General features: G+C 65.7%; 22 protein-coding genes. 12 read left to right on the plus strand and 10 right to left on the minus strand.

Annotation, left to right across the window (positions count from 1 at the left end; all coding sequences use genetic code 11):
- Nucleotides 1-33: 33 nt before the first annotated feature.
- On the minus strand, nucleotides 34-852 hold the full coding sequence (fabI, locus tag BUB39_RS02775) for an enoyl-ACP reductase FabI (RefSeq protein ID WP_073051501.1): 819 nt from the start codon (nucleotides 850-852) through the stop codon (nucleotides 34-36).
- Between the two features lie 173 nt (nucleotides 853-1025).
- Between fabI and BUB39_RS02780 the strand changes: the two genes are divergently transcribed.
- From BUB39_RS02780 to BUB39_RS02790, 3 genes are all read left to right on the plus strand, one after another.
- On the plus strand, nucleotides 1026-2462 hold the full coding sequence (locus tag BUB39_RS02780; RefSeq protein WP_073051502.1) for an FAD-binding oxidoreductase: 1437 nt from the start codon (nucleotides 1026-1028) through the stop codon (nucleotides 2460-2462).
- Nucleotides 2463-2732: 270 nt separating this feature from the next.
- On the plus strand, nucleotides 2733-3293 hold the full coding sequence (locus tag BUB39_RS02785) for a DUF2569 family protein (RefSeq protein WP_175561713.1): 561 nt from the start codon (nucleotides 2733-2735) through the stop codon (nucleotides 3291-3293).
- Between the two features lie 202 nt (nucleotides 3294-3495).
- The gene (locus BUB39_RS02790; RefSeq protein ID WP_073051504.1) at nucleotides 3496-4068 is read left to right on the plus strand and encodes a DUF6101 family protein; all 573 of its coding nucleotides are present in this window, start codon (nucleotides 3496-3498) and stop codon (nucleotides 4066-4068) included.
- A 6-nt stretch (nucleotides 4069-4074) separates the two neighbouring features.
- On the opposite strand, the gene ubiA is transcribed toward BUB39_RS02790, so the two are convergent.
- Together ubiA and BUB39_RS02800 are read right to left on the minus strand one after the other, a co-directional pair.
- On the minus strand, nucleotides 4075-5022 hold the full coding sequence (gene ubiA / locus BUB39_RS02795; protein WP_073051505.1) for a 4-hydroxybenzoate octaprenyltransferase: 948 nt from the start codon (nucleotides 5020-5022) through the stop codon (nucleotides 4075-4077).
- 34 nt (nucleotides 5023-5056) lie between these two features.
- Nucleotides 5057-5896: a GNAT family N-acetyltransferase gene (locus BUB39_RS02800; RefSeq protein WP_073051506.1), complete on the minus strand. Its 840-nt coding sequence runs from the start codon at nucleotides 5894-5896 to the stop codon at nucleotides 5057-5059.
- A 176-nt stretch (nucleotides 5897-6072) separates the two neighbouring features.
- Between BUB39_RS02800 and BUB39_RS02805 the strand changes: the two genes are divergently transcribed.
- The gene (locus tag BUB39_RS02805) at nucleotides 6073-6774 is read left to right on the plus strand and encodes a DUF899 family protein (RefSeq protein WP_073052707.1); all 702 of its coding nucleotides are present in this window, start codon (nucleotides 6073-6075) and stop codon (nucleotides 6772-6774) included.
- Nucleotides 6775-6841: 67 nt separating this feature from the next.
- Here BUB39_RS02805 and BUB39_RS02810 read toward each other — a convergent pair whose 3' ends face one another.
- Complete coding sequence (locus BUB39_RS02810) at nucleotides 6842-7540, minus strand: ArsR/SmtB family transcription factor (RefSeq protein ID WP_073051507.1); 699 nt, start codon at nucleotides 7538-7540, stop codon at nucleotides 6842-6844.
- Between the two features lie 119 nt (nucleotides 7541-7659).
- Between BUB39_RS02810 and BUB39_RS02815 the strand changes: the two genes are divergently transcribed.
- Both BUB39_RS02815 and BUB39_RS25670 read left to right on the plus strand, forming a co-directional pair.
- The gene (locus BUB39_RS02815) at nucleotides 7660-8928 is read left to right on the plus strand and encodes an MFS transporter (protein WP_073051508.1); all 1269 of its coding nucleotides are present in this window, start codon (nucleotides 7660-7662) and stop codon (nucleotides 8926-8928) included.
- Nucleotides 8929-8933: 5 nt separating this feature from the next.
- Nucleotides 8934-9164 (plus strand): DUF899 family protein, encoded by a 231-nt coding sequence (locus BUB39_RS25670; protein WP_425292893.1) that lies wholly within the window; start codon nucleotides 8934-8936, stop codon nucleotides 9162-9164.
- A gap of 7 nt (nucleotides 9165-9171) precedes the next feature.
- Here BUB39_RS25670 and BUB39_RS02825 read toward each other — a convergent pair whose 3' ends face one another.
- Together BUB39_RS02825 and BUB39_RS02830 are read right to left on the minus strand one after the other, a co-directional pair.
- Nucleotides 9172-9606 (minus strand): GNAT family N-acetyltransferase, encoded by a 435-nt coding sequence (locus BUB39_RS02825; RefSeq protein WP_073051509.1) that lies wholly within the window; start codon nucleotides 9604-9606, stop codon nucleotides 9172-9174.
- Between the two features lie 278 nt (nucleotides 9607-9884).
- Nucleotides 9885-10796, minus strand: a complete 912-nt coding sequence (locus BUB39_RS02830) for a LysR family transcriptional regulator (RefSeq protein ID WP_073051510.1) — start codon at nucleotides 10794-10796, stop codon at nucleotides 9885-9887.
- A gap of 96 nt (nucleotides 10797-10892) precedes the next feature.
- Here BUB39_RS02830 and BUB39_RS02835 point away from each other — a divergent pair, with 96 nt between their 5' ends.
- The 3 genes from BUB39_RS02835 to purD all read left to right on the plus strand — a co-directional run bounded on the left by BUB39_RS02835 (nucleotide 10893) and on the right by purD (nucleotide 13724).
- Nucleotides 10893-11222, plus strand: coding sequence for a nuclear transport factor 2 family protein (locus BUB39_RS02835; RefSeq protein WP_073051511.1), 330 nt, complete (start codon nucleotides 10893-10895; stop codon nucleotides 11220-11222).
- Complete coding sequence (locus tag BUB39_RS02840) at nucleotides 11219-12007, plus strand: SDR family oxidoreductase (RefSeq protein ID WP_073051512.1); 789 nt, start codon at nucleotides 11219-11221, stop codon at nucleotides 12005-12007. Before BUB39_RS02835 ends, BUB39_RS02840 begins: the two co-directional genes overlap by 4 nt.
- Before the next feature lie 436 nt (nucleotides 12008-12443).
- A complete protein-coding gene (purD, locus tag BUB39_RS02845) occupies nucleotides 12444-13724 on the plus strand; it encodes a phosphoribosylamine--glycine ligase (RefSeq protein ID WP_073051513.1) in 1281 nt (426 codons plus the stop codon).
- Nucleotides 13725-13746: 22 nt separating this feature from the next.
- On the opposite strand, the gene BUB39_RS02850 is transcribed toward purD, so the two are convergent.
- Entirely contained in the window at nucleotides 13747-14196 is a 450-nt protein-coding gene (locus BUB39_RS02850) for a hypothetical protein (RefSeq protein WP_139251321.1), read from the minus strand.
- 204 nt (nucleotides 14197-14400) lie between these two features.
- Between BUB39_RS02850 and mutL the strand changes: the two genes are divergently transcribed.
- The 3 genes from mutL to BUB39_RS25395 all read left to right on the plus strand — a co-directional run bounded on the left by mutL (nucleotide 14401) and on the right by BUB39_RS25395 (nucleotide 16852).
- Nucleotides 14401-16206, plus strand: coding sequence for a DNA mismatch repair endonuclease MutL (gene mutL / locus BUB39_RS02855; protein WP_073051515.1), 1806 nt, complete (start codon nucleotides 14401-14403; stop codon nucleotides 16204-16206).
- 46 nt (nucleotides 16207-16252) lie between these two features.
- Entirely contained in the window at nucleotides 16253-16471 is a 219-nt protein-coding gene (locus BUB39_RS02860) for a DUF2093 domain-containing protein (protein WP_073051516.1), read from the plus strand.
- Between the two features lie 204 nt (nucleotides 16472-16675).
- A complete protein-coding gene (locus tag BUB39_RS25395) occupies nucleotides 16676-16852 on the plus strand; it encodes a hypothetical protein (RefSeq protein WP_175561715.1) in 177 nt (58 codons plus the stop codon).
- A 39-nt stretch (nucleotides 16853-16891) separates the two neighbouring features.
- Here BUB39_RS25395 and lpxK read toward each other — a convergent pair whose 3' ends face one another.
- From lpxK to BUB39_RS02875, 3 genes are read right to left on the minus strand one after another with little or no spacing between them, the layout of a single operon-like run.
- Nucleotides 16892-17917, minus strand: coding sequence for a tetraacyldisaccharide 4'-kinase (gene lpxK, locus BUB39_RS02865; RefSeq protein ID WP_073051517.1), 1026 nt, complete (start codon nucleotides 17915-17917; stop codon nucleotides 16892-16894).
- The gene (locus BUB39_RS02870) at nucleotides 17914-19299 is read right to left on the minus strand and encodes a 3-deoxy-D-manno-octulosonic acid transferase (protein ID WP_073051518.1); all 1386 of its coding nucleotides are present in this window, start codon (nucleotides 19297-19299) and stop codon (nucleotides 17914-17916) included. Before BUB39_RS02870 ends, lpxK begins: the two co-directional genes overlap by 4 nt.
- Nucleotides 19292-20071, minus strand: a complete 780-nt coding sequence (locus BUB39_RS02875; protein WP_244540128.1) for a lysophospholipid acyltransferase family protein — start codon at nucleotides 20069-20071, stop codon at nucleotides 19292-19294. The genes BUB39_RS02870 and BUB39_RS02875 overlap by 8 nt, the downstream gene beginning before the upstream one ends.
- Between the last annotated feature and the right edge of the window lie 18 nt (nucleotides 20072-20089).

Below are 20089 nucleotides of genomic sequence, written 5' to 3' on the forward strand. Positions count from 1 at the left end.
GGCCCCAGAATGACTGACGATGGAAGGAGCCTATCAGTCCTTGATGACGGAAATATCCGGTGCGTCGACCGCCTTCATGCCGACGACATGATAGCCGGAATCGACGTGATGCACCTCGCCGGTCACGGCGCGGGACAGGTCGGACAGGAAATAGACGCTTGAATCTCCGACTTCCTCGATCGTAACCGTCCGGCGCAGCGGCGCATTGTACTCGTTCCACTTGAGGATGTAGCGGAAGTCGCCGATGCCGGAAGCCGCCAGCGTCTTGACCGGGCCGGCCGAGATCGCGTTGACGCGGATGTTCTTCGGCCCGAGATCGACGGCGAGGTATTTGACGCTGGCCTCAAGCGCCGCCTTGGCGACACCCATGACATTGTAGTTCGGCATCACCTTCTCGGCGCCGTAGTAAGTCAGCGTCAGGACAGAGCCGCCATTGGTCATCAGCTTCTCGGCGCGCTGCGTCACGGCGGTCAGCGAATAGACCGAGATGAGCATCGTCTTCGAGAAATTGGCTTCGCTCGTATCGAGATAGCGGCCGGTGAGCTCGTCCTTGTCCGAGAAGCCGATCGCATGGACGATGAAATCGAGGGAGCCCCAGACGCGCTCGACCTCGGCGAAGACCGCATCGATCGAGGCAGCATCGGTGACGTCGCAATGGCCGACGACAAGGCCGCCCACTTCGGCCGCCAGCGGTTCCACACGCTTCTTCAGTGCATCGCCCTGATAGGTGAAAGCAAGTTCAGCGCCCTGCTCGTGACAGGACTTGGCAATGCCCCAGGCCATCGAACGGTTGTTCGCAAGCCCCATCAGGAGCCCGCGCTTGCCCTTCATGATTCCGCCGGCCTGTTGCATGCATTGTCTCTCTATTGGCGTGTGGACGCGCGCCTCCTATCGCACAGGCAATTTTTGGCTTCAAGCGACGCCAGCCCGGATCGGATCACACTTCCTGAACGTCATTCGTCATCTCGCGACGGAAGCAGAAAGGCCCATGACGGCGGCGATGCTTGCGGCTAGTCTCCGCGGCCATGTCCAGCACCTCCGCCCTGACTCGCCCAACACCTGAGCTCATCGAACGCTTTGCCGCGATTGTCGGCCCCCGGCATGCCCTCACCGACGCCGAGGCGACGCTGCCTTACCGCACCGAATGGCGCGACCGATTCCCCGGCGCAACACCGCTCGTGCTGCGGCCGGAGTCGACCGCGGAGGTCGCCGCCATCCTCGCGCTCGCCAATGAGGCACGCTGCGCCATCGTTCCGCAGAGTGGCAATACAGGTCTCGTCGGCGGGCAGGTGCCCGACCAGAGCGACACCGAGATCGTCCTCTCGCTCGATCGGATGACGCGGATCCGGGACGTCGACGCCGAGGGCTACACGATGACGGCGGAGGCCGGCGCGATTCTCGCCGACGTCCAGGCCGCAGCTGAAGAGGCCGGCCGACTGTTTCCGCTGTCGCTCGGTGCCGAAGGTTCATGCCGCATCGGCGGCAACATCTCTTCCAACGCCGGCGGTACAGCCGTGCTTGCCTATGGCAACACGCGCGATCTCGTGCTCGGCTTGGAGGTCGTGCTGGCCGATGGGCGCATCTGGGAAGGGCTGACAGGCCTCCGCAAGGACAATACCGGCTACGATCTCAAGCAACTCTTCATCGGGGGTGAAGGCACGCTCGGCGTGGTGACCGCGGCGGTGCTGAAGCTCTATCCGCGACCGCGCGGCCAGGCGGTGGCATTCGCGGCCGTCGAAAGTCCCGCTGCCGCCCTGTCGCTGTTCACGGAGGCGCGCGCGCGGGCGGGACATGATCTCACCGGCTTCGAGCTGATGCCGCGCATCGGGCTCCAGATGGTGCTCGACCATCTGCCCGGCACGCGCGACCCGCTCGCCGAGACCTCCCCCTGGTATGTCCTGATCGAAATCGCCTCGGGCCATTCGGACGAGGCAGCAGCGGCAACGCTCGAGGATGTGCTCGGCACGGCGTTCGAGGCCGGGACGGTCATCGACGCCGCAATCGCGCAGTCGATAGCCGACCGCAAGGCCTTTTGGCATCTGAGGCACGGCATGTCGGAAGCGCAGAAACCAGAAGGCGGCTCGATCAAGCACGACGTCTCGGTGCCGGTGGCGCGCGTGCCAGAATTCCTGGACGAGGCGATCGCGGCCGTCGCAGCCATGGTACCCGGCTGCCGGCCGGTGCCGTTCGGCCATCTCGGCGACGGCAACATCCACTTCAACGTCTCGCAGCCTTTAGGCGCGGACAAGGCGGCGTTTCTGGCCCGCTGGGAGGAGATGAACGGGCTCGTGCACGGCATCGTCGCCAGCTATCGCGGGTCGATTTCGGCCGAGCATGGCATCGGCCGCCTGAAGCGCGACCTGCTGCCGGGCGTCAAGGGGCCGGTGGCCATGGACATGATGCGCGCCATCAAGGCCGCCTTCGATCCAAACGGCATCCTCAATCCCGGCAAGATGCTCTGATTCCCGCGGAGACTGCGACGTCGCGCGCGTCGCGGTTGGCGTCGGAAACGCCTACCCTTCGGCGTCTTCCCCTGTTCATGGACAGACCATGGCGCCCCCGAGGTCTCGAAAGCCTGGAACGCTTCGCCTCACCGGCGGGCTTGTCCACACATGACGAAGGCGCCGCGCAAACCCGCCGGCAGCCGAGCCGCAACGGGCACGACCGATGGGTCGGTGCAGCACGAGCTCCCCTTTGATACCGATCCACCGCCCGGACCTCAGCGCTCTGAGATGACGCCCCCCAAAAAGACGCGCAAGGCGGGGCCACGCACCGGCGTCCAGCCGCGCAAGGCGCCCAAGAAAGCAGACGCGGCTCCCAAGGTGCGTCAGCGCACTGCGTCACGATCAAAGGCTGCAGCCAAGGAGCCGACAGGTTTCGGCGCCTGGCTCTGGCTGCTCGTCATCGGGCAGCTTCTCGTGACCGCGCGCATGATCGACACGCTGATGAAGATGGCCAATGTCGTTGGGACCGAGGTCTGGAAGGAACATCCCATCCTCGTTTCCGCTGACCTTGCGCTCTATGGGGCCGCCTTCCTGCTGCAACTGGCGGTGCTCGCGGCCATGGCGCTGCGGAAAGCTCAGTTCGTGCCGCTCTTCATCACGGCCGTCGTCGTCTATTTCCTGATCGGGCGCCTCGAGTCGGTGCTCGCCATTGCCTTTCTCGGCATGGATCCGGGCCGCCTCCTCACCCGCGCCGTACTGGTGCCGATGGCGGCAGAACTTGGCGTCGGGCTGCTCTGGAGCGCTTATGTCCTGCGCTCGCGGCGGGTGAAGAACACCTTCGTGCGCTGACGCGGATGGACGGCGTGGAAACTTCCCGTCAACCCTATGCGGTCATCCCCTGCTAACCCTCTCTGAAACCAAGGGATATTAACCACGTTCCTTAAGGTGGAAACGGCTCTGCCCATGCCATTCTCCTCTCCACGGACGCGGCGGTCGCCCTTCGCCAGACCACCGCTTCACACCTTGTTAACCGTTGAGAATGAGGCACAGAATGGGACGCACCGCCGCCAACACGAACGCCACCCAGCGCGATCTCCGGCTCGATCCGTTCTCTCTCCCGGTGCGCTATTCCGCTATCCTGTCGCACCCGAACGGTGTCGCCGCCATCGTGCTCGGCCGTGACCACGTCACCGTCAAGCGGCCGCTCGGCGGCATCGATGCGACGCTCTCCTGCCCGATTCGCGCCTTCCGCGGCGTCGCCGTGCGCATGACGGTTGATGCCGTATCTGACCGGTTGCGGACGGAAATCGAACTGATGCATCCGGATAGCGCCATGTCGCTGCCGCTTGCCTCGGTCGAAGATCTCGGCGACGGCGAGGATGTCGCGGCCGACTGGCAGGCCTGGGGCAAGGCGCTCGGCCTGCCGCTCCTGATCATCGAGACGGACGGCACGGTGCGCGAGGCGATGCCCCGTCTCGGCGGCCTCGACATCCAGGCGCCGCGCGCTCGCCGCATGGTCGCTTCGATGAAGCGTCGCCGCCCCCGTTTTCTGAAGCGCCGCAAGATCGGATCGAAGGGCGAGACCGCCCGCGTCGAGGTCAACGAGATCATCGCCCGCGACTGAGCGGCGTCAGGTTCCGGCAGCTCCAAGCAATCCGTCGAGCAGCAGCCCGGCGAGGAAGATGAGGCCGAACGGCCAGTTGGACTTGAAGAGGCGCAGCTGCAGCGCGCCATCGTCCAGATCGATCCGCGCCACCTGCCAGCCCAGCTGCGCCGCGCCGGCCGCGAGGCCGATATAGGCGAGCGGCCCGGCCTGCGCGAACAGCAGCGCCGCCGCGAAGAGCGCCACCGCCCCGGCATAGAAGAAGCCGACATAGAGCGGCGCGCGATCCCCGAACAGCCGCGCTGTCGAGCGCACGCCGACGATCGCGTCGTCCTCCTTGTCCTGCAGTGCGTAGATCGTGTCATAGCCGATCGTCCAGGCGACGCCGCCGGCATAGAGCAGCACCGGCGCGACCGAAAGGCTGCCGAACCACGCCGCCCAGCCCATCAGCGCACCCCAGGAAAAGGCGAGACCAAGCACGGATTGCGGCCAGTCGGTGATGCGCTTCATGAACGGGTAGGCCGCCACGACGCCGAGCGAACAAAAGCCGAGCAGGATCGTGAACGGATTGAACGCCAAGAGAACCAGCAGGCCGACAAAGGCCTGCAGCAGCAGGAAGATCTTCGCCTTGATGACGCTGACCTGCCCACTCGGGATAGGCCGCGAGCGCGTCCGCGCGACGCCGGCGTCGAGATCGCGATCGACGATGTCGTTATAGGTGCAGCCGGCGCCACGCATCGCGACGGCCCCGATGAAGAACAGCAGGCAATGCCACAAATTCGGCAGCGGCGCATTGGCCGCGCCGCTTGCCAGCACCGCCGACCACCAGCAGGGCAGCAGCAGCAATTGCCAGCCGATCGGCCTGTCCCAGCGGGCAAGGCGCGCATAGGGTTTCAGCCAGGGCGGCGCGAAGCGATCGACCACATTGCCGCGCGCGGCATCGGCGACCTGGCTGGCGTGAGGGCTGTTCGTCATCCCGAGCTTTCTCGTCGCGTGCTTTTCCACCGCCTTATGCCACCGCGCCGACGAAACCGGGATGCAAATTCGTCGGCGACCCGCGGCTCAGCGTCCGATGATGGGTCAGCGTCAGGAAACGCTGCAGGCCAAGCCCTTCGGCAAGCGCGATCGACGCCACATTGCCGTCGGCGACATGATAGCGCGGAAGCCGCGACCGCTCCGCCAGAACTGCGAGCGCCGTCGCGACCACCCGCCGCGCGAGACCCTCGCGGCGGCGGTCGCGGCGCGTGACCACGCCACCGATCTCGAAGACCGGCCCGTGATTGCGAAACACGCAGCAGACGGCGCCGGGGCGTTCGGGTGCACCCGGATCATCGAGCACGCAGAAGAAGGCGTCGTCGGAGGCAAGCTGCGGTTCCAGCGTGGCGCGCTCATGCCCCTGCTCGCTGATCAGGGCGAAATCGCCATCCCCAGGGCGCGATGTGATCCGCACGGCCGGATCGCGCTGGAAAACGCCGTTCGCGGTGTAGGAGAAGTAGCGCGCGGTCTGTTCGAAACCGGCGCGTGCCGCCAGCACGGCGCGCTCTGCATCGCTCTGCAATTTGAAGACGGCGCCGCCCGCAAGCGGCACGTGCTCCATCAGGACGGCAGAGAGTTCGGCCGCATCGCTCGCCAGGAACGCGACTAGCGCGCAGTCGCCATAGGTCGCGCGGTCCCAGGCGCTGGCTTCCGTTTCGAGCAGGACAAGCGTTGCCCGGCGGTCGCCCTCGGCGACCATCATCGCCCGCGTGTTGCGAGGGTAGAGAAAAAGATGTTTCAGTAAGGCCACGTTGCGAAGCGGTGCCTCGGCAAGGTGCCTGACGATCGCCTCGCGATCTTCGATGATGATCATTGGCAATGCCCCCCGGCTTCATCGGCCCGGATCATGCGCGGTCGCACCGACGGGCGCAATTCCCGGGCGGCGCCTGTCGGAACTGGACACGCCTGTTCGTCCTTGAGGAACGGGCACTTGATCGTGCGCCGCCGGACAGCCGATTCCGGGACAGCCAATTCATGGAGGAGGACAGCATGACGGAGACCCTCTTGCCCGCCGCGGAGCTTGCCGCGCGCAATCCGGTTCGTATCCTGAACGAGAGCGCCGAATATCGCGCCGCGCGCCAGAAGCTGCTGATCGAGGAATATGAGCTGCGCCGGTTGACCGAGCGCGTGGCGGAGATGCGGCGCGCATTGCCGCCCGGCGCGCCGGTGACCGGCGACTATCGCTTCATCGCCGAGGACGGCCGCGAGGTGAGTTTCGCCGCGCTGTTCGGCGATCATCGGACCCTCGCGATCTACAACTACATGTTCGGCCCGCAGCGCGCCCGCCCCTGCCCGATGTGCACCAACCTGCTCGGCGCGCTCGAAGGTAACGCCAATGACGTGATGCAGCAGATGGCGCTCGCCGTCGTCGCGCGCTCGCCGATCGAGAAGCTGAACGCCTGGAAGAAGGAGCGCGGCTGGAAGGCGCTGCAGCTCTACAGCGACGCGAATGGCAACTGGTCGCGCGATTATCACGCCGTCGGCGATGACGGCGGCGACATTCCGGGCCTGCATGTCTTCACGCGCCGCGACGGCACGATCCGCCATTTCTGGAGCGGCGAGATGACCGAAGGCGACCCCGGCCAGGACCCGCGCGGCGCGCCGGAACTCGCCCCGCTCTGGCACATGCTTGACATGCGCCCCGAAGGCCGCGCGCCGGACTGGTATCCGGATCTCGACTACCCGAAATAGGCGGCGCTCAGGCCGCGCCGCCCAGCCGCTTCATACGGGAAAAAGCGGCTCTTGCAGCTCATGTCATCTATCTTGCACAGGTGATCCCGAACGTCGCCTTGAGGGCGGTGTGGCCTTTCGGTGTGACCTCCAGGGCGCGGTTCGCCGCCCGACGCCGCACCCAACCTTGCTCCATCGCATGCGTGCAAATCGCAGCACCGAGCACGCCGGCAATATGTGGGCGCCGCTCGCTCCAATCCAGGCAAGGCCGGCAGAATGGGCGAGAGGATTGTTTGCCGATATCGGGCTTCAGGATGCCCATGTCATGCATCCATGTGCGGCCCGTATCGGTCAACCGGGCGCCGTCGCCGTCGATCTCCACGGCTCCGCGCGCTTGCAGGGCGTCCGCTATGTCAACGCCGAGTTGCCCTGCCAGATGATCGTAGCAGGTCCTTGCGGCACGCATCGCGAGATCCCGTGGACCTGTTCGGACAAGTGGGCGCACCTCGATCCCACCCGCGATCTGCATGATGCCCTCGATCATATGCGCGACAGCTGGACTGGCGAGTCGGTGATACCGGTGACGACCCTGTTTCTCGACCACGATCAGGCCGACGAGGATCAACCGCGCCAGATGGCTGCTGGCGGTTTGCGGCGTGATCGCGGCGACTTCTGCCAGTTCGCTCGCCGTCAATGCGCGGCCATCCATAAGGGCCGCGAGCATGGCTGCCCGTGCGGGCTCGCCTACCGCCGCCGCGACTTCCGCCATTCCGTTCGCTGTCACCATCTGCCAGCCTTTCGTTGATTTCCAGCGTAGCGCGCCGCAGGCAGCATTGCTTCGGCCTCGGTCGAAGCATCGGCCACGGATTTGTTGCGATCAACGGGTCGCAACATCCGGAATCATTCATGACACCATCATCGTTCTTCACGCCGCGACGGTTCTTCGGCTGGCGCGTGGTCGCGGCGACCTTTGTCCTCGCCGTCTTTGGCTGGGGCGTCGGCTTCTACGGTCCGCCCGTCTTTCTCTATGAGGTCGTTGCCCGCACGGGCTGGCCGGTTCAGATCGTGTCGGCGGCTGTCACCGCGCATTTCCTGATCGGCGCCATCGTCGTCGCCAATTTGCCCGGGCTTTATCGCTGGGTCGGTGTGGCGCAGGCGACTGTCATGGGTGCACTTCTACTGGCGCTCGGGACGCTCGGTTGGGCGTTGGCGCAGCAGCCTTGGCAGCTTTTCCTCGCCGCCTTCGCGAGTGGTGCAGGTTGGGTTGCCATGGGAGCCGCAGCCGTGAACGCCCTGATCGCACCGTGGTTCGTCCAAAGGCGACCGGCGGCACTGAGCATGGCTTATAACGGCGCCAGCCTTGGCGGCGTCATCTTCTCGCCCCTGTGGATCACGCTCATCGCGACCATAGGCTTTCAATTTGCAACGCTGGCGATCGGCGGCGTGATGGTGCTGGTTGTCGCCATTCTCTCCGTCTTTGTGTTCTCGAAAACGCCCGAAGGTCTAGGACAGGTCGCCGATGGCGGGGCTGCCTATCCGATGACAGGAAGAGCCACGCCGATCCTACCTGCTCGGGGGTCGCTTTGGCGTGATCGCAAATTCCTGACGCTTGCGGGCGGCATGATGCTTGGCCTCTTCGCGCAAATCGGCCTGTTGGCGCACCTGTTTTCGCTGCTGGTGCCGGTCTTGGGCGAGCGAATGACGGGCTTTGCCATGGGTGCGGCGACACTGGCAGCCATCCTGGGTCGGTCGGCAGTTGGCTGGCTCATGCCCCTGTCGGCTGACCGGCGTATCGTCGCCTGCCTGAGCTATGGCGTGCAGATGATTGGCTCTCTCATGCTCATTATCGCTGCTCTGGCGGGTAGTACGGTGGCTCTGACGCTGGGAATAACCCTGTTCGGGCTCGGAATTGGCAATGCAACCTCTCTGCCACCGCTTATCGCCCAGAAGGAGTTCGATCCCAAGGATGCGTCTAGGGTCGTTCCGCTTATCGTCGCCATCGGACAGGGCGGCTACGCCTTTGCGCCGGCCATTTTCGGCTTTCTCAGGCCGGATATCCACCATGTGGGAACGGCCATTGGAGACAGCGGGCTTGCAATCTTCTCGGCCGCAGCCGCCGTGCAGTTCGCAGCGATCTGTTGCTTCCTCGCAGGTCGTGGCGAGACAAGCGCATAGGGTACCTGGTTCACCAGCAGCGCTACCGAAAGAACCCGCTAGAGTATCGGGATCGCACTGGCTTCTCGCGCCGCGACGGCTCGATCCGCCATTTCTGGAGCGGCGAGATGACCGAGGGCGACCCCGGCCAGGACCCGCGCGGCGCGCCGGAACTCGCCCCGCTCTGGCACATGCTCGACATGCGCCCCGAAGGCCGCGCGCCGGACTGGTATCCGGATCTCGACTACCCGAAATAGGCGGCGCTCAGGCCGCGCCGCCCAGCCGCTTCATGAAGAAAAAGCGGCTCCGACCCTTCGGATGATCGGGCAGCACGCCAAACTGTTGATAGCCGAGGCGCCGATAGAAATCCGGCGCCTGGAAGGCGAAGGTGTCGAGCCAGACGCCGACGCAGCCGCTGGCGCGTGCCTTCGCCTCGGCGGTCTGCATCAGCTGTGTGCCAAGACCCGCGCCGCGGAATTCGGCGGGAACGACGAGCAGTTCGACGAACAGCCAGTCATAAATGATCCGGCCCCAGAGGCCGCCGATCGTCGCGCCGGTCTCCGGATGCCGCACCAGCACGGCGACCTCCTGATAGCCCGAAGGCCCGCCTGCGGCGTCATTATAGGCGAGCAAAGCCGCGAGAATGGCTTCGTGATCCGCCTCCTGCGGCTCTTCTGCGAGGACAACAAGCGGCTGCATGCGATCTCCTGGTGTCGGGGCGATACGATGGGGCTGAAGCGAGAGCGGCCGCAGACAATATCAGCGCGAAACGCGACCTCGCCTGATTTCGACGTCTGCACCCTTGTTCCGAAGAGTCTCGGGGCATTGCGGAGGTTGACGAAGCAACCGAAAGAGTCGCTCCGCAATGAGCACACTGGGCCCGGCCGAGAAGGGGTGGGAAGCTGTCGGTCAGGTTAAGAGAAGGCTTCGGCAATGGCAGACTCGGCCTCGGACTACGCTGCCGCTCGCACCGCAGGCTAGCCTTGTGTGAGCCGTCCGGCGGCGAAGTCGCGCGCGAGTGCGATAAAGACCTGGAAGGCCGCCGAGGAATTGCGCCGATTATAATAATAGAGGCAGAGCGGCACGAGCGGCGGCGTCCAGTCTTCGAGGATGCGCACAAGCCGTCCTGCAGCGATGTCCTCGCGGACATCGGTTTCCATGAAATAGCCGATGCCCACGCCGTTCGTAACGGCGATCCGCGCCAGGGAAGCCTCGTCAAGCGTGATCGGCCCATCGACGTCGATTTGCAATTCTTCGCCGTCCTTTTCGAACCGCCATCGGAGCAATGCGCCATTTGGAAGCCGCCCGCGAACGCAAGGGTAAGAGAGCAGATCCTGCGGCACCTGGGGGATCGCCCTGTTTTCGAAAAAGGCGGGCGATGCGGCAACCACCATGCGGCGCATCTGACCCAGCGGTATGGCGATCGCGTCGCTGGGCACCAGATCTGCGCTGCGCAGCCCCAGATCGAAACCCGCTGCCACGACGTCAATAAGCCGTCCCTCGGTGACAATGTCGATATGAACGTGCGGATAGCGCTTCAGACAGGTCAGGATCAGCGGTGACATGATTTCGCGCGCTGCCGTCGCAAAGGCATTGATGCGCAAGGTCCCAGACGGCGTCTCCTGCTGGGATCGCGCTGTATTCATCGCTTTTTGGATGCCCTCGAGCGCTGGCTGGATCTGCGCGACGAAGATACGCCCCGCATAGGTGAGCGAGACGCTGCGCGTGGTGCGATTGAACAATCGCACGTCAAGCTCCCGCTCAAGCTTTCCCACCGCATTGCTGATGGCCGTGGTCGACATGCCGAGTTCGAGGGCCGCTGCGCGAAACGACCCGCACCGCACGATGGCGAGAACCGCCTCAAGTTCGATCAGCGAATGGCGAGCCATTGTCCCGTTTTCCGTTACACCTCATGCCGTTTTGTCTCGATTATCAGGCGAAACGTCCATCGCTAAATTAGCGTCATCACCGCCAAGGAGATGACCATGTCACTGAACTTACCCCAACCTATCGCCGACTATATCGAGGCAAACGCTCGTCTCGACATCGACGGCATGTTGAAGCCCTTCCTGCACGATGCAGTCTTCATCGACAACGGAAAGCACTTCGAGGGGCAGGCGGCGATCCGCCATCTGTTCGAGAAAGAAGTGATCCCAGTAAAGGCAATTTTCACGCCCGACAAAGTTCGGGACGAAGACGGCGATGTCGTGGTCGAAGGTCCCGCTCATGGAGACTTCCCGGGCAGCCCGATCCGCTTCACCTATCGCTTCACTCTGGCGAACGACGCCATTAAGACCCTGGAGACCACGGTATGAGCATCCCAGCAGATTCCAAAGAGTTCGCTGGCAAGCGCGTGCTCGTCAGCGGCGGCACCAAGGGTCTCGGCCGCGCCACGGTCGAGCGCTTTCTCGCGGGCGGAGCTCGTGTCGTCACGGCCGCCCGTACGATCAAGCATGCTATCGAGGGCGTTGAATATGTCCAGGCCGACCTGACCACTGCGGAGGGCAGCGAAGCGGTAACTAAGGCGGCGCTAGAGCGGCTGGGCGGCATCGACATCCTTGCCCATGTGATCGGTGGCTCGGCTTCCCCGGCAGGTGGTTTCGCCGCGCTGACGGATGACCACTGGCTCGCCGAACTGAACCTTAACCTGCTGGCGACAGTCCGGCTCGATCGCCTGTTGATCCCGCAGATGCTCGAGCGGGGCAAGGGCACTGTGGTGCATATCACCTCAATTCAGTCCGTACTGCCGCTGCCCGAATCCACGACAGGCTATGCCGCTGCCAAGGCTGCGTTGAGGACCTACAGCAAGTCGATCTCGAAGGAACTCGGTCCCAAGGGCGTGCGGGTCAACGCCGTCTCGCCCGGCTGGATCATGACGGAGGCCACGGGAGACTTTCTCGAGATGCTTCGGGCAGCCAATGGCGGCACGATCGAAGACGCGCGTCAGTCCGTGCTCGATGCCCTGGGCGGGATCTCGATCGGGCGGGGAGCCGAGCCCGAAGAGGTGGCCGACCTTATCGCGTACCTTGCTTCCGACCGTGCTGCCGCGATCCACGGCGCTGAGTTCGTCATCGATGGCGGTACGATCAGGACGGTATGAATGCGGCTCCCGGCTTGGGGCGAATGCGGAAGCCGGGAGCTATCCTGCCGATGCCGATACATAAATCCTTCGGGTCGCCGATATGAACATTCGACAACGGTAATTGACGATTTGAACAGCGGCGCTGCCCATGCCTAACTCTTCGTTCTGGAGCGTTGCAGTCAAGCATGGCCCCGCCCAACCAGCGGTCACAACGGCGGCTTTCAGGTCAGCATCGGCAGCTGACTTATGACCGCAATGGGGTCGGAAGCAGACGGAAGGCATGTGCCGTAAGCGGATTCCCTTCGTGCACCGCGCTCGCAAGTCTGGCTCTGCATGATGCCGTCCGCTCCAGTCTCTCGCCAACCGCCTCGCCCCCGCCCTCGACAATCCCCGTGCCGCTTGCTAAGCGCGGCTCTCGCCATTTTGCCGCCGAAACCCTCGCGGGGACCGATCCATGAACGATACGCGCCTCAATGTTCTTCTGATCGGCTCGGGCGGGCGCGAGCATGCGCTGGCCTGGAAGCTGGCGCAGTCGCCGCGGCTGAAGCGGCTCTTTGCGGCGCCCGGCAATCCGGGGATCGCCGAATATGCCCTGCTCTGCGCGCTCGACGCCGACAACCACGCGGGAATCGTCGATTTCTGCCGGCGGGAGGCTATCGATCTCGTGGTGGTCGGGCCCGAGGCGCCGCTCGTCGCAGGGCTTGCCGATGCGCTCTCTGACGCCGGCATCGCCGTGTTCGGACCGAGCAAGGCGGCGGCGGCGCTGGAGGGCTCCAAGGGCTTCACCAAGGATCTCTGCACGGAGGCGAGGATTCCCACCGCCGCGTATCAGCGCTTCACCGAGGCCGCGCCGGCGCGGGATTATGTCCGCGCGATGGGCGCGCCGATCGTCGTCAAGGCGGACGGCATCGCAGCCGGCAAGGGCGTCGTGGTCGCGGAAACCCTGGACGAGGCGATCGCGGCGATCGACGCCTGTTTCGACGGCGCCTTTGGCGATGCCGGCGCCGAGGTCGTGATCGAGGAATGCCTTGTCGGCGAGGAAGCGAGCTTTTTCGCCATCGCCGACGGCAAGACCGCGATCGCCTTCGGCGCGGCGCAGGACCACAAGCGCGCCTTCGACGGCGACACCGGCCCGAACACAGGCGGCATGGGCGCCTATTCGCCCGCCCCCGTCATGACCGAGGCGATGATCGAGCGCGTGATGGCCGAGATCATCCGGCCGACGGTCGCTACCATGGCGGCGCGCGGCACGCCGTTCCAGGGCGTGCTCTTCGCCGGGCTGATGATCACGGCCAAAGGGCCCGAACTCATCGAATACAATGTCCGTTTCGGCGATCCTGAATGCCAGGTGCTGATGATGCGGATGACGAGCGACCTGCTCGATCTCCTGCTCGCGGCCGCTGAGGGCCGCCTCGAGGGCGAGATGCCCTGCTTCCGCGACGCGGCGGCGCTCACGGTCGTGATGGCCGCCAAAGGCTATCCCGGCAGCTACAAGAAGGGCACGCCGATCGGCAGCCTCGCGGCGGCGCAGGCCGTGCCGGGCGCCGAAGTGTTCCAGGCTGGCACGGCGATCACGCCGGCGGGCCTCGTCTCGGCCGGCGGCCGCGTGCTCAATGTCTCCGCCTGCGGCGCGACGCTGCGCGAAGCGCGGGACTGCGCCTATGAGGCTGTGGCGGCGATCGACTGGCCCGAGGGCTTTTGCCGCTCGGATATCGGTTGGCGGGCGCTAGGCTGATAGCCACGCGGACACCGCGTCCTCAGAAGACCAGGGAAGGGATGGAGCAGAGGTCGGGCAACGTCGGAAGTCTGGCCAACATCGCAGCGCCACCACGCATGGCATAGGCGACGGCGAAAATGCCGGGGATAATCGGCAGCAGGCCGAGGCAGGCGACGAGCAGAGTAGACGGCGGCCTGCGGTATTCTTCCCGCTGCAAAAAGTATCCGGTCTTCAGGAGGTGGGCGATCAGAGCGCAGACTGCGCCGAGCAAGGCCGAGATCGACATCCAGAAGAGTATCCCGCCCAGCATCAGATCGAGCGGCGGAACCAATTCGGAGCCCTTCTTTGGCAACGATGTAAACATCGCTGCCAGGATCGCCAGCGCGAAGGCAATATGACCAACCAGGAAATGGATCAAAGGCCGGAAAGGGTCGATCTTTAATCGCTCGGTGCCTAGAGGCTGCGATTCTGCAGATGTCCGCTCCGTCATTGACATTCCCCCGATATCGATGACCTGCTCGATGCTGGGACGCTACAATCATCGATGGACTAGTCAAGACCATCAACTGACTGATGACGAACGACCGGGGAGTCAGCGGAACCCTCTGCCGGGGCGTGCCGAAGCCGGGCATCCGCTTGGGCGCCGTGACATCGCCCGCTTTCCCCGGCGGCGCGAATCCGGCAGAGTCTTTTGATGCCTATCCGCCGCCTCACCGACGACATGATCAACCGCATCGCGGCCGGCGAAGTGGTCGAGCGGCCGGCGAGCGTCGTCAAGGAATTGGTCGAGAACGCCATCGATGCCGGGGCGAGCCGGATCGAGATCGTGACCGCTGGCGGCGGCGTCGCGCTGATCCGCATCACCGATGATGGCTCGGGCATGGACGCTGCCGATCTCGCGATCGCTGTCGAGCGCCATGCGACCTCGAAGCTTGCCGACGACCTGCTCGACATCCGCACGCTCGGCTTCCGCGGCGAGGCGCTCGCCTCGATCGGCGCGGTGGCCCGGCTTTCGATCGCCAGCCGCCACGCCAGCGAGCCGCATGGCTGGGAAGTCGCCGTTTCCGGCGGCGTGGTCGAACCGCTGCGCCCGGCGGCGATCGCCAAGGGCACGCGGGTCGAGGTGCGCGATCTCTTCTTCGCAACGCCGGCCCGGCTCAAATTCATGAAGGGCGAACGGGCCGAGGCGAGCGCGATCACCGACGTGGTGAAGCGCCTTGCCATGGCGCATCCGGAAATCCGCTTCAATTTGACGGGCAGCGACCGCACCGCGCTCGACCTGCCCTCGACCGGCGGCGGCGGCTTTGCCGAGCGGCTGGCGCAGGTGCTCGGCCGCGATTTCGCCGACAACGCCATGGTGATCGATGCGGCGCGCGAAGGCGTCAATCTATCAGGCCATGCCGGGTTGCCGACCTTCCACCGCGCCAACGGGCTGCAGCAATATCTCTTCGTCAATGGCCGCCCGGTGCGCGACAAGGTGCTGATCGGCGCGCTGCGGGCCGGCTATGCCGATGTCATGGCGCGCGATCGCCATCCGGTCGCAGCGCTCACGCTCACGCTCGATCCGCATGAGGTCGACGTCAATGTCCATCCGGCCAAGGCCGATGTGCGCTTCCGCGATCCGGGCCTCGTCCGCGGGTTGATCGTCGGCGCGCTCAGGCAAGCGATCCATCAATCGGGCCATCGCGCCACCTCGACCGGCGGCGGCGCGACCATCGCCGCCTTCCGCTCCGGCTCGGCGCCGCCTTTCTCCCCTTCCGCGAGCTATGCGGCGCGTCCTGCCTATGCGGCAGCGCGCAGCGCCACCGCCTTCGCCTATGAAACACCGAGCTTTGCCGAGCCTCAGGCGGGCTTCGACGCGGTCAACCGGCCCTCCGCCGACGCGCGGGCGCATGGAAGCCCCACGGAGGAACGGATCGCGCGGCCGCTCGGCGCGGCGCGGGCGCAGGTGCACAGCACCTATGTCATCGCGCAAACCGAGGACGGCATCGTCATCGTCGACCAGCATGCGGCGCATGAGCGGCTCGTCTATGAGCGGCTGAAGCAGGCACTCGCACGCTCGGGCGCCGCAAGACAGATCCTGCTCATCCCCGATGTCGTCGACCTTCCGGCCGAGGATGTCGCCCGGCTCGTCGCGCGGGCTGACGAACTGGCGGAACTCGGCCTCGTGATCGAGAGCTTCGGCCCGGGGGCGGTGGCCGTGCGCGAGACGCCAGCGCTGCTCGGCAGCGTCGACAGCGCCGCGCTTCTCGCCGATCTTGCCGATGATTTCGCGGAATGGGACGGTTCGACCCGCCTTGCCGAGAAGCTAGACCATGTCGCGGCGACCATGGCCTGCCACGGCTCGGTGCGCGCCGGCCGCCAGCTCCGACCCGAGGAGATGGATGCGCTGCTGCGCGAAATGGAAGCGACGCCCGGCTCCGGCCAGTGCAATCACGGCCGTCCGACCTATGTCGAGCTGAAGCTTTCCGATATCGAGCGGCTGTTCGGCCGCCGATGATGCCAGGACATTGCGAAGCCTGCCATTTCGCAGCATAAGGACTGCCATGAACCGCATGGAAAATACTGGCCGAGGCGGCGAAGCCCGCATCCGCTATCTCGACGGCGACTACCAGATCCTGTCGCCCGGCGCCTTCGTGCGCTGCGCCGTCACCGGCGTCGCGATCCCGCTCGACGAGCTCCGCTACTGGAGCGTCGCGCAGCAGGAAGCCTATGCCGACGCAGCGGCCTCGCTCGCCCGCCACAAGGCGCTCGGGCTGGTCTGACGCGTTCCGGGGCAAAGTGAGCCTCGGATTGTGCGGCCGCCGCAGGCTGATCACCCTTTGCCGAGATTTGTCCAGTGATCTGCGTCACCTCGGCGGATCGCGCCGATCTGTTCGCCTCTTTTCGTCCATGCTAGCGTCCGAACACAACCGGTAGGGGAGCTGGTGGTGGGAGATGCAATTGCTTCGCTGGCGCTGAGGGCATGCTTGAATGCCCGGGCTCTCTGGATCGATATCGATCCGGACCGGGAGACTCCGGTTCACGTTGATCACGCGGATTTGCTGGAAGAAGGCGGCAGTTTCGCGCGCGGCCTTGCCTATGGCCTGCTGTTGACGGCTGTGCTGGCAGCGCTCGTCATCGGATTGTGGATGTATGTGTTCTAGGGGGCGGCCTTGTCCGGGCCGCGCTTCTTCGCAATAGCGTCAGCGCAGCCTTTGGGCGCCAAATGCATGCAACGCCTTGGCGATCCCCCGCGCGACCGCTGCGTCATCGGCGAAATGCATTCGGACGCCGAACACTTCGGCCTTTTCGACCAGCGCCAGCCGCGCGCCCGAGCTGCCGCGCAAGCGGACATGGTCCTTGGCAGTGGTGACGAGACGGAGGCCTTCGGCCGCCGCACGGGCCAGCAGCCGCGCGGCATCGGCTTCGGTGTAGGGCCTGTGATCGGGGAACGACTCGCGGACGGCAACCACCGCGCCCGCCGCTTCCAGCGAGGCGAAGAATTTCTCGGGCCGGCCGATACCGGCGAAGGCCAGGAATCGACCGCCGCGAAAATCGTCGGGACGATCCGGCTCCAACGCGCCGCGCAGAATGACCCGCGCCGCCCGCGATGCGAGGCGCACCACCTGGTCGCCCCCCTCGCCCGCTCCGACGATGAGCACGGCGTCAGTGCGGACAAGCTGGGTCTTGAGTGGCGCCCGCAACGGACCCGCCGGCATCACCTTGCCATTGCCGATGCCCGCGACGCCATCGACCACCACAAGGCCGAAGTCCTTGGCGAGCGACGGATTCTGGAACCCGTCATCCATGATGATGCAGTCGACACCCGCTGCCTCCAGCAGCGGCACGCCTTTCGGACGATCGGGCGCGACCACGACCGGCCCTCGTTCGGCGAGAAGCAGCGCCTCGTCCCCGACCAGCGCCGCATCATCGCGCAAGAGATCGACGAGATGGGCCGTGGTGATGCGGCCGCCATAGCCGCGCGTCAGGAAACCGGGCCGAAAGCCGAGGGTCTTGACGATGTCGGCGACCGCCAGCGCCGTCGGCGTCTTGCCTGCACCACCGACGACGAAGTTGCCGATACAGATGACGGGCAGGGGCGCGCGAAGGACCGGCGGCTGGCGCATCCTTGCGCCCGAGACAGCCGACCAGACCGCCGAGATCGGCGCAAGCGCCAGCGAAGCCATGCCGCCGTGCCGTCGCCACCAGAAGCGCGGCGCCGTGATCACGGCTTGCGGCCGGCAGACTTGCCAGCCTTCCCCGCCACGGTCTTGCCGGCGCGGGAGCGGCGCATGCGCACCATGTCACGCTGGCCGAGGCTCGCCGCGACGACGAGCGGCGCGAGATAGGGTCGAAGCGCGGCGAGCGTCGCTTCGAGCGCCCCGGAAAAGGGCGCGAGCGCCGCCGCTCCGCGCTCTGCCAGCGACTGGATCGCGCCAGGTTCGGCGTAGAGTTCATTGAGCGCAGCGGCAAGGCTTGCGGCATCCGTGACCGGCGCCCTGCCCGTGCCGCGATCGAGCGCCTGGAAGATTTCGGCGGCATTTTCGACCTGGGGGCCATGCAGGATCGCCGTATCGAGCAGCGCTGCTTCGATCGGATTATGGCCGCCGACCGGAACCAGCGTACCACCGATAAAAGCGACTTGCCCGGCACGGTAGAAGAGGCCGAGTTCGCCGAGCGTATCGGCAATGTAAAGGTCCGTCGCAGCGGCCACAGGTTCCCCGCGGCTGCGCAGCGCTACTTGGAAGCCTGCCTCGACAAGGCCCGCCGCCAGCGCAGGGCCGCGCACCGGATGGCGCGGCACGATCACGGTGAGGAAATCCGGCCGGTTCGCCCGCATCGTGCGATGCGCCGTCGCGACCACTGTCTCCTCGCCCTCATGCGTCGACGCCGCGACGAAGATGGCGCGGCCTGCCGTGTCGCGTTGGAAATCGTCCAACGCGGATTGTTCGACGCCGGGCGCGGGCACATCGAATTTCAAATTGCCGACCGAGCGCGCCTGTTTAAGGCCGAGTGCGCGCAGCCTTTCGGCGTCGCCCTCGCTTTGCGCGAGCGCCAACTCGATCCCCTCGAACAGCGGGGCCATCGCGCCGCCAAGCCGCTGCCAACGCCGGAATGAGCGCGGTGTCATGCGCGCATTGATGCGGATCTCCGGGATGCGGCGCGCCGCAAGGCGGGCCATCGTCGTCGGCCAGAGTTCGGATTCGAAGAACAGCGCGAGGTCGGGCTTCCAGGCGTCGAGAAATCGATCGATGAAGGGCTGGATGTCGAGCGGCGCATATTGATGGATCGCGCCACGCGGAAGGCGCTGTGCCGCGACGCGGGCGCTCGTGACCGTCACGCTGGTGAGCAGCACGGTCAGTCCCTCGGCGGCGATCCGCGCGATCAGCGGCATGACAGCGTTCGTCTCGCCGACGCTCGCCACATGGATCCAGACGACCGGTCCCGCCGGGCGATTGATGGACGGGCGGCCATAGCGCTCGTCGCGCCGCGCCCGTTCTTCCTTGCCCTTTCGCGTCCGCCAGGCGAGAAGCAGCGGCACCAGAGGCAGCGCGGCATAGCCTGCCAGGCGATAGAGCCCGCGCGCGCCGCCGCCGACGAGGTCAGTCATCTTTGCCACCGACCCGCTCATAGGCGATGGCGGTGATCCGGTTGAGCTCGTCCTCAAGCTGCTGCCGCTTTTCCTCGCGCACCGCCTCATCGGCATCGCCAGGAACGGCGATCGGCGTCCCGAAAATGCAGGCGCCGCGACTGAACGGCAGGTTGATCGTGGTGCGGTCCCAGTTCTCCAGGACGAGACGGCGCGAGGTGGCCAGCGCAATCGGCAGGATCGGCCGGCCCGAGACCCGCGAGAGCGCGATGATCCCCGGTCCGGCACGGCGCGATTCGGCGTGGCTAAGATCGGCCGTCATGGCGACCGTGACGCCTTCGGCCAGCGCCTTCTTCATTTCCAGGAAGCCGCGCAGGCCGCCCTTTTCGAGAGTGCGCGAGGGCGTGCGCGCCGCCGAGGCGCGGATCGTTCCGTAGCCGAATTTCTCGGCGATGACCGCGTTGATCTCGCCGTCGCGGTGGCGCGAGACCATGACCTTCAGGTTGAAGCCCTTGCTCGGCACGAAGGGCGCCATCAGGTGCTGGCCGTGCCACATCGTCATGATGCCGGGCAGAAAGGCGCCATAGACTTCAAGCGGGTTTTTCGGCTCGAAGGTGATCCGGCTGGTGGCTCGGACGAGCTTCAGATAAGCGACGGCTGCTAGGCCCGCGAAGCGCACGGCGCGATCGGACGCGCCGAGCTTCTTCAAGACGTGCTTCGGCGTGCGCGGCCCTTTAGGGACCGGCTGGGTCGCCGGCGCGTCGGCCGGCCCTGTGGGAGCCTGGTCATTCACGATCGCATTCATCCTCGA

The sequence above is a fragment of the Kaistia soli DSM 19436 genome (genome assembly GCF_900129325.1).
Classification (GTDB): domain Bacteria; phylum Pseudomonadota; class Alphaproteobacteria; order Rhizobiales; family Kaistiaceae; genus Kaistia; species Kaistia soli.